The 6,542-nt window shown below is 69.6% G+C and carries 4 protein-coding genes and 1 pseudogene; all 5 read right to left on the bottom strand.

Annotated elements, in window-relative coordinates:
• Positions 1-136: 136 nt before the first annotated feature.
• Positions 137-451 (bottom strand): hypothetical protein, encoded by a 315-nt coding sequence (locus ACWDR3_RS46835; RefSeq protein ID WP_450358807.1) that lies wholly within the window; start codon positions 449-451, stop codon positions 137-139.
• 125 nt (positions 452-576) lie between these two features.
• Positions 577-1,578, bottom strand: coding sequence for a TerC/Alx family metal homeostasis membrane protein (locus ACWDR3_RS46830; protein ID WP_450358806.1), 1,002 nt, complete (start codon positions 1,576-1,578; stop codon positions 577-579).
• Between the two features lie 223 nt (positions 1,579-1,801).
• Positions 1,802-3,829, bottom strand: a complete 2,028-nt coding sequence (locus ACWDR3_RS46825; protein ID WP_450358805.1) for a TerD family protein — start codon at positions 3,827-3,829, stop codon at positions 1,802-1,804.
• Positions 3,830-3,905: 76 nt separating this feature from the next.
• On the bottom strand, positions 3,906-4,484 hold the full coding sequence (locus ACWDR3_RS46820) for a TerD family protein (RefSeq protein WP_450358804.1): 579 nt from the start codon (positions 4,482-4,484) through the stop codon (positions 3,906-3,908).
• Positions 4,485-4,633: 149 nt separating this feature from the next.
• A pseudogene (gene uvrB, locus ACWDR3_RS46815) lies at positions 4,634-6,454 on the bottom strand (excinuclease ABC subunit UvrB); the annotation flags it as partial.
• Between the last annotated feature and the right edge of the window lie 88 nt (positions 6,455-6,542).

Genomic DNA, 6,542 nt, shown 5'->3' with positions numbered 1-6,542 from the left:
GACCTCGGCGGACGGCGAGAGCCGCGGCAGGCGCACCAGAGGTGCCCGAACTCCGGCGGTGCGGGGCCCGAACGCCTCACCTGGACCGGGAGCGCCTCACTTGAACCCGGTGCACCTCACTCGAACCCGGCGCGCGTCACTTGAATTCGGTCATCTCCTCTACGTCGCAGTCGATGAAGGACGGCGGCCTGGTACACAGCGCGGCCATCTGCTCCGCGAACCTGGTCGTCTCGGGGTCACCGCTGTTGGCCATGGCTTCCTCGTAGGAGTTGAACTCGATCACCACGAGATAGCGGCCCGGCTGATTGCGGTCCTTGAGCACGAGACGGTGGGTGGGACCGCCGGTGCGGTCCGCGAGTCGCTGGTCGGTCTCCTCGGCCAGCGCGCGCATCTCCTCGATGCGATCGGTCTCGAAGTCGACGATCTGCACGAACTTCGTCGGTGCGTCCACGATGCCTCCACCCGGTGGTGCGTCCCCGGGCGGGAACGCTCATCACTCAACGAAGCATCGGGAGTGCCCCTCGGCAATTCGCCGAGGGGCACTCCCGATGGTGGTTGTTCCTACGTCCGTCGTGGTCAGGTCTGGATGCGATCCTTCGGAGCGCTTTCGCTCGCCTCCTGCGCCGCCTCGGCCGCCGCCTGCTTCTTGGAGGCCATGAGGCTGGTGATCGTGGTGACGATCAGGACACCGCAGATCACGCCGAGGGAGACCGGGATGGAGATCTCCGGGACGTGCACACCGGACTCGTGCAGGGCGTGCAGCACCAGCTTGACGCCGATGAAGCCGAGGATCACCGACAGGCCGTAGCTGAGGTGGACCAGCTTCCTGAGCAGGCCGCCGATGAGGAAGTACAGCTGCCGCAGACCCATCAGGGCGAACGCGTTGGCCGTGAACACGATGTACGGGTCCTGGGTCAGGCCGAAGATCGCCGGGATGGAGTCGAGCGCGAACAGGACGTCCGTGGTGCCGATCGCGAGCATCACGACCAGCATCGGGGTCATGACCCGCTTGCCGTTCTCCTGGATCCAGAGCTTGGTGCCGTGGTACCGGTCGGCGACACCGAAGCGGCGCTCGGCGGCCTTGAGCAGCTTGTTCTCCTCGAACTCCTCGTCGTCCTCGTCGGCCCGGGCCTCCTGGATGAGCTTCCAGGCGGTCCAGATGAGGAAGGCGCCGAAGAGGTAGAAGACCCACGCGAAGCTGGCGAGGATGGCCGCGCCGGCCGCGATGAAGATGGCCCGCAGGACCAGGGCTATGAGGACGCCGACGAGCAGCACCCGCTGCTGGTACTGCGAGGGCACCGAGAACTTCGCCATGATCAGGACGAAGACGAAGAGGTTGTCGACGCTCAGCGACTTCTCGGTGATGAAGCCGGCGAAGAACTCACCGGAGGGCTGCCCGCCGCTGAAGACCAGCAGGCCGAGGCCGAAGAGTCCGGCGAGGGCGATCCAGACGACCGTCCAGATCCCCGCTTCCTTGATCGATACGTCGTGCGGCTTGCGCCCGATGAAGAAGTCGATGGCGATGAGGGCGGCTAGGCCCACGATGGTCAGGACCCAAAGGGTCGGCGAAACATCCACTGCGCCTCCGGCAGTACGTAACGGCAAATGTCAGCGTCGTCGCTGCCGGAGGTCTCTTCCACCCAAGTGTGGGCCGACGCCCCGGGATCTGGCCTGATCCGTATTGACGGGAACGCCGCAAGTGTCAGGGAGTACTCCCCTCCGTAGGAAGAACAGTACCCCAATCACCAAGAAAAGGTAAAGCGATTGGCAAAAGAAAGACAAAACTGCTGGTCAGGAGCCTTTACCGACGCTTGGTCCGGGCCTCGGCGACCCGGGCCAGCACCTGCTGGAGGACCTGGCTGCCGGGTGGGACCAGCGCCGGTGAGTACGTCCAGGCGTGTCCGACCCAGGGGTCGGCGAGATGGTCGTCGGGCACCGGGGTGAGTCGCAGCAGCGAACGCCACAGTGGGTCGAGCAAAGGCCCGTACGCGGCGGCCTCCTCCCGGTCCGCGACCATCATCAGATGGACGCCCACGGCCGGGCCTTCGTCGGCGAGGTAGCGCAGCTGGGTCACGGCCCGGTCGTCGAAGCCGTGCGGGAAGTCGTGGACGATGAGCAGCTGTTCGGCCGTGTCCAGGCCGGGCGGCAGGGCGTCGGCCATACCGCCGCGCACCGCCATCTGCACCAGGTCGACGCGCTGGGTGAGCCGGGCCAGGACGTCCGCCACCCCGGCCGCGCCCAGGGCGGGCGGAGCCGCGAGCACGCCCGACTGCACCAGGGGCGCGAACGCCTGCCCGCCGGAGCCGGCCGCGTCGATGACGTGCACGCCGAACTCGCCGGCCGGGTAGACCGCGAGCAGCCGGGCCGCCAGCGCCACCGCCGTGTCCAGCGCGAGGCGGCGCAGCTCGTGGGAGTCGGCGAACGAGTCGTCCTGCAGTCCGGCCTGGCCGCTGTCGATCCACAGACCGCGCTCCAGCGGCAGGCGGACCAGCATCGGAATGCGCAGCAACTCGCTCTCGGGCAGGTGGAGATCGCCCAGGCGCAGGGCCATGGGGATCTCCATCGGCACCCGGTAGCCGTGCCACACGGGGTTGTCCCAGCGGGCGAAGGCCGGGGGCAGCGCGGGCTCCACGACGTCGGCCTCGGCCGCGAGCTGGCCGAGGTCCCGGTCCAGGGAGGCCCTGGCCTGGTCCACCAGTTGCGCGTGCTTGGCGCGGGCCGCCTCGCGCGCGGCGTCGCCCTGTCCGCCGATCCGGCTGCGCGGGTCGGAGAGGGCCTGGTCGAGCTCCTTCTCCATGCGGGACTCGGCGAAGTCGACGGCGCTGCGGTACGCGGCCGTGCTGCGGGCCAGGTCCTCGAACATGCCCCAGATCTGGTTGTAGAGCCGCTCGTCCATCGACCAGCCGTTCGCGTCGCCCGCGACGGGTTGCGCGGGCTGTCCGGGCCGGGCCGGCGGTGCGGTCGGCGGCGGCGTGGGCGGAGCGCCGGTCTGCCGTCGCGGGTGGCTGTAGTCGACCGGTCCGCCGGCCGTGGGAGTGGCGGGCTGGGTGACGGTCGAGGGATCGGCGGGCGCGGGTCCCGCGGGATACCCGGGCTGCGCACCCGAGGCCGCGTACGGCGAGGTGGCGTGCGGGGGTACGGGTCCGGGGGCGCCCTGGGGCGTGGAGCCGGCCTGGGGTGTCTGACCGGACTGGTCCGGGCCGGGCGCCGGGGCGGCGGCCTGGCGCGTACGGTCGCCGTCCGCCGTGCGCTGCGGGGGCGCCTGCACCGAGCGGGCCAGGCCCTGTGCCACCGCGTCGTTGATCCCGCTCGCGAGCCGGTGGGCCTCGGGCAGGCCCTGGTCGGTGAGGAGTTCGGCGAGTCCGCCGGCGTAGCCCTGGCCGACGGCACGCACCTTCCAGGCGCCCTGCCGGCGGTAGAGCTCCAGGGCGACCACGGCCGACTCGGCGTCCAGGCCGGTGATGGTGTAACTGGCGACCTCGGTGCCGTCGAGACCGGTGACCGCGATGAAGGGGGCGGCGACCGAGCCGAACCGGACCGGGCCGCCGACCCCGACGGGCAGGGCGAGCAGCACACAGACACGGTGCACCGCCTCCGGCACGGCGCCCAGGTCCACCGCGAGGCGATGGCCGGCCGCCGCCTGCTTGGAGACCTCCAGGCCCGGCAGGGTGGGTGCGCCCGGGTGGGCCACCCATTCCACGCCGTGCACCTTGCCGTTCTCGTCGCCGAGGGTGGCCGAGGCCACGATGGGCGCGCCGGCCGAGACCCGGATCTCGAGTCGGGCCTGGGAGAGCGGGTGGTTCTGTCCCCGCACCAGCTCGGCCGTCATCGCCTTCGTCCCCCTGTGTCGCTGGTGTTGCGCCGGTCTGTCGTGTCGTGTGCCGCTCGCTCGGTCGCCGGTCCGTCTACAGGTGCGGCAGGATCGACGGCATCAGGTCCTGGAAGGTACGGCCGTTGGCCGGGGTACCGATGGCCGTCAGCGTCCAGCCGGGGCCGGAGCGGTGCACCTTCGCCATGATCTGGGCCGTGTACTGGCCGCCGCCGGCCAGCGTGTAGCGCGCCAGCTCCTGGCCGTTGGTCTCGTCGACCAGGCGGCAGAACGCGTTCTGCACCTCCTGGAAGGTCTGGCCCGTGAAGGAGTTCACGGTGAAGACGATCTGGTCGATGTGGACCGGGACGCGCGAGAGGTCGACGAGGATCGCCTCGTCGTCGCCGCCCTGGCCGACACCGCCGACCAGGTTGTCGCCGGTGTGGCGCACCGAGCCGTCGTCGCTCACCAGGTGGCGGAAGAAGACGACGTCGACGGGCTGCTTGTCCGCGAACAGGACGGCGGAGGCGTCGAGGTCGATCTCGCGGGTGCGGGAGCCGAACAGGCCGCGCCGGGGAGCCGCCTGCCAGCCGAGACCCATGCGGACCGCGCTCAGGCTGCCGCCGTCGTTCTTCTGCAGACTGATGGCCTGACCCTTGGTCATATTGACGGTCACGTGCCGATTCCCCTCTCGAACTGTCCCCTGTTGCCGCTTGGTCCGCGGTTGTCAGAACCCTACGCACGGCCACTGACAGTGCCGTACCCCGGTCCGCACTTTGTGTCGGTCTTGCAACACAGCGCGTTCGCATCCGGGATACGGCGTGGTCAGGCCAGCCCTGCCTCACGCATCTGCCGGAGTTCCTTCTTCATCTCGGACACCTCGTCGCGCAGCCGGGCCGCGATCTCGAACTGGAGGTCCGCGGCGGCGGCTCGCATGCGTGCCGTCATCTCCTCGATCTGGCCGGCGAGTTCGGCCGCGGGGCGGTCGGTGGGAACCGTCTCCTTGCCCTTGCCCTTGGCGGCCTTGCCACCTGCCGCCTTGCCGCCGAGGGAGGGCACGGGCGCCTTGGCACCCTTGCCGTCCTTCCCCTTGCGGTACCCGGAGCCGAGCAGTTGCTCGGTGTCGACGTCCTCGCGGGCGATCTGCGCCACGATGTCGTTGATCTTCTTGCGCAGCGGCTGGGGATCCAGGCCCCGCTCCTCGTTGTACGCGACCTGCTTCTCCCGGCGGCGGTTGGTCTCCTCGATGGCCTTCTCCATCGCCGGGGTGATCCTGTCGGCGTACATGTGGACCTCGCCCGACACGTTGCGAGCCGCACGGCCGATGGTCTGGATCAGGGAGGTGCCGGAGCGCAGGAAGCCTTCCTTGTCCGCGTCGAGGATCGCCACCAGGGACACCTCGGGCAGGTCGAGGCCCTCCCTCAGGAGGTTGATGCCGACCAGCACGTCGAACTCGCCGGAGCGCAGCTCGCGCAGCAGCTCCACGCGGCGCAGGGTGTCGACGTCGCTGTGCAGGTAGCGGACCTGGATGCCGAGCTCCAGGAAGTAGTCCGTGAGGTCCTCGGCCATCTTCTTGGTGAGGGTGGTGACCAGGACGCGCTCGTCCTTCTCGACGCGGCCCCGGATCTCGTGCACCAGGTCGTCGATCTGACCCTCGGTCGGCTTGACGACGACCTGGGGGTCGATGAGGCCGGTGGGGCGGATGATCTGCTCGACCACGCCGTCCGCGCGCGAGAGCTCGTACTTGCCCGGGGTCGCCGACAGATAGACCGTCTGTCCGATGCGCTCCTGGAACTCCTCCCACTTCAGCGGGCGGTTGTCCAGGGCGGAGGGCAGGCGGAAGCCGTGGTCGACGAGGGTGCGCTTGCGGGAGGCGTCGCCCTCGTACATGGCGCCGATCTGCGGGACCGTGTTGTGGGACTCGTCGATGACGAGCAGGAAGTCGTCCGGGAAGTAGTCGATCAGCGTGTTCGGCGGGGAGCCGGGCTCGCGGCCGTCGAAGTGCATCGAGTAGTTCTCGACACCGGAGCAGGAGCCGATCTGGCGGAGCATCTCCAGGTCGTACGTCGTACGCATGCGCAGGCGCTGGGCCTCCAGGAGCTTGCCCTGCTTCTCCAGCTCGGACAGCCGCTCGCCGAGCTCCTTCTCGATGTCGTTGGCGGCCCGCTCCAGGCGCTCGGGTCCGGCGATGTAGTGGGAGGCCGGGAAGACGTAGAGGTGCTCGTCGTCGCTGATGATCTCGCCGGTGAGCGGGTGGAGCGTGGACAGGGCCTCGATCTCGTCGCCGAACATCTCGATGCGGACGGCCAGTTCCTCGTAGACCGGGAAGATCTCGATGGTGTCGCCGCGGACGCGGAAGGTGCCCCGGGTGAAGGCCAGGTCGTTGCGCGTGTACTGGATGTCCACGAAGCGGCGCAGCAGCTGGTCGCGGTCGATCTCGTCGCCGACCTTGAGGGGGACCATGCGGTCCACGTACTCCTGCGGAGTACCGAGGCCGTAGATGCAGGAGACCGAGGCGACCACGACGACGTCGCGGCGGGTGAGCAGCGAGTTGGTCGCGGAGTGGCGCAGGCGCTCCACCTCCTCGTTGACCGAGGAGTCCTTCTCGATGTAGGTGTCCGACTGGGGGACGTAGGCCTCGGGCTGGTCCGCACCCGGACACCGGCGACACCGTCGCCCCGGGGGACGAGTACGGACAGGTGGACAGCAGGGACCAGTTGGTGCGCGCGCTGCA

The sequence above is a fragment of the Streptomyces sp. NPDC001002 genome (assembly GCF_053599215.1).
Note: the sequence above shows the minus strand (reverse complement) of the source record. Positions and strands in the feature narration are given on the sequence as shown.